Origin of the sequence: Streptomyces sp. NPDC056948 (genome assembly GCF_042674225.1) — a bacterium.
GTDB classification, from domain to species: domain Bacteria; phylum Actinomycetota; class Actinomycetes; order Streptomycetales; family Streptomycetaceae; genus Streptomyces; species Streptomyces purpurascens.
This window is the reverse complement of the sequence record NZ_JBHUQX010000733.1, coordinates 1-2,286: the sequence shown is the minus strand read 5'-3', so window position 1 is coordinate 2,286 and position 2,286 is coordinate 1. Positions and strand designations below refer to the sequence as shown.

Sequence of the window (2,286 nt, the reverse complement as noted above, 5' to 3'; positions counted from 1 at the left end):
GGCGTGAGGGCGACAAGCCCTCACGCCCCCGCGGTCGAGAGAACTACGCCGCTTCCTTGGCCTTGCTGGCGTACATGTCCACGTACTCCTGCCCGGACAGCCGCATGACCTCGGTCATCACCGAGTCCGTCACGGCCCGCAGCACATAGCGGTCCCGGTCCATCCCCTCGTACCGGGAGAACTCCATCGCCTCACCGAACCGCACGGTGACCTTGCCCGGCCGGGGGAGACCCGCCCCACCCGGCTGCAGCCGGTCCGTGCCGATCATCGCGAACGGCACCACCGGCGCCCCCGTCATCAGCGTGAGCCGGGCGATGCCGGTACGCCCCCGGTACAGCCGGCCGTCAGGCGAGCGCGTGCCCTCCGGGTAGATGCCGAAGACCTGGCCCTCCTCCAGCACCCGGCGCCCGGTCATCAGCGCGGCGACCCCGCCCCGGCCGCCGTCGCGGTCGACCGGGATCATGCCGACGCCGGTGAAGAACCAGGCCATCAGCCGGCCCTTGAAGCCCTTCCCGGTCACGTACTCGTCCTTGCCGATGAAGAAGACCTGCCGGTCGCAGACCAGCGGCAGGATCATCGAGTCGATGAACGTCAGGTGGTTGCCGGCCAGGATGACCGGACCGTCGCCGGGAATGTGCTCCGCACCTTCCACCTGTGGGCGGAACATCAGGCGCATGACCGGACCGAGCACTGCCTTGATGAGCGCGAAGCGGGACAACGGATCCTCCGGTGTCAAGGGAATCTGTATGAGTATGTGCAGGTGAGGACGATACTCGTGGCCCCGGGGATCGCGCACATCGGGCACGGCGACTTAACCAGGGCCTTACGCACTGTTGACGCGTGTTTACCTGCGGTGGCGTGTCGTCGACGGTGTGTAACCCGGCCGCCATGATGTGACGGACATCGCCTCGGATCGCACCGGACGCGTTCCCAGAACTGGCGCACCGAATCGAACGGGACACGACGAATCGTCAGTTCACCGTCCCCACCAGCCACTACGACATCCGGAGTCACCCGCGTGTTCCGCCCCGGGTCTCACGCTCGTCATGTACGCGCCCGTACGATCGGCCCGCACTGACGAGTCGACGGCAGGGAGGGCGCTCAATGGGAACGCAGGAGTCGAACGAAGAAACGAGCGGGACCGGACGGCGGGCCCTGCTCGGCGCGGCGGTGCTCACCGCCGGCGGAGCGGTCCTCGGCATGACCGGCACGGCGCGAGCGGACGGCTCCCGGCACGGCGGAAGCGGCGGACTCAAGAGCCTGCCCAAGCCGACGATCGTCGGCCACCGCGGGGCCAGCGGCTACCGCCCGGAGCACACCCTGGGCTCGTACCAGCTCGCCCTCGACCTGGGCGCCGACATCGTCGAGGCGGGCGATCTGGTGCCGACGAAGGACGGGCACCTGGTCTGCCGGCACGAGCCGGAGATCGGCGGCACCACGAACGTCGCCGACCACCCCGAGTTCGCCGACCGCAAGAAGACCAAGCTCCTCGACGGCGTCTCCACCACCGGCTGGTTCGCCGAGGACTTCACGCTCGCCGAGCTGAAGACGCTGCGCGCGATCGAGCGCATCCCGGCCAACCGCCCGCACAACACCCTCTACAACGGCCGCTGGGAGATCCCCACCTTCGAAGAGGTCCTGAAGTGGCAGGACGACCAGACCCGCAAGCGCGGCAAGCAGGTCTGGATCTACCCCGAGCTCAAGCACCCCACCTACTTCCGCAAGCAGGGCCTGCCGCTGGAGGAGCGGGTCGCCAAGGTGCTGCGCAAGTACCGCAAGGACCGGCGGACCTCCCCGGTCATCATCCAGTCCTTCGAGCCGACCAGCATCGAGCGCCTCAACAAGCTCGTCGACAACCCCCTGGTCGTCCTGCTGTCCTCGGCGGACACCCGCCCCTGGGACTTCGTCGAGACGGGCGACCCGCGCACCGTCGCCGACCTGGTCAAGCCGGCCGGCCTCAGGGAGATCGCCTCCTACGCGCAGGGCATCGGCCCGACCCTCGACCTGGTCATCCCGCGCGACGCCAAGGGCAACCTCACGCAGCCGACCACGCTCGTCCCGGACGCGCACAAGGTGGGGCTGATCCTGCACCCGTGGACCCTGCGCAACGAGAACCCCTTCCTGCCCGCGAACTTCCGCAAGGGCACGGACGCGGACGCCTACGGCGACGTCTTCGGCGCGTACAAGGCGTACTTCGCGACCGGCATCGACGGCGTCTTCACCGACCAGCCCGACACGGGCCTGCTGGCTCGCGAGACCTTCGTCAACGGCTGAGCTCACACCACC

The 2,286-nt window shown here is 68.8% G+C and carries 2 protein-coding genes; one reads left to right on the top strand and one right to left on the bottom strand.

Going from position 1 to position 2,286, the window contains the following annotated elements; all coding sequences use genetic code 11:
* Positions 1-43: 43 nt before the first annotated feature.
* A complete protein-coding gene (locus ACFTZL_RS44125; protein WP_382497715.1) occupies positions 44-718 on the bottom strand; it encodes a lysophospholipid acyltransferase family protein in 675 nt (224 codons plus the stop codon).
* Between the two features lie 386 nt (positions 719-1,104).
* Between ACFTZL_RS44125 and ACFTZL_RS44120 the strand changes: the two genes are divergently transcribed.
* Positions 1,105-2,274 carry a glycerophosphodiester phosphodiesterase gene (locus ACFTZL_RS44120; RefSeq protein WP_382596057.1) on the top strand — a complete coding sequence of 390 codons (1,170 nt, stop codon included), beginning with the start codon at positions 1,105-1,107 and terminating at the stop codon, positions 2,272-2,274.
* Positions 2,275-2,286 lie beyond the last annotated feature (12 nt).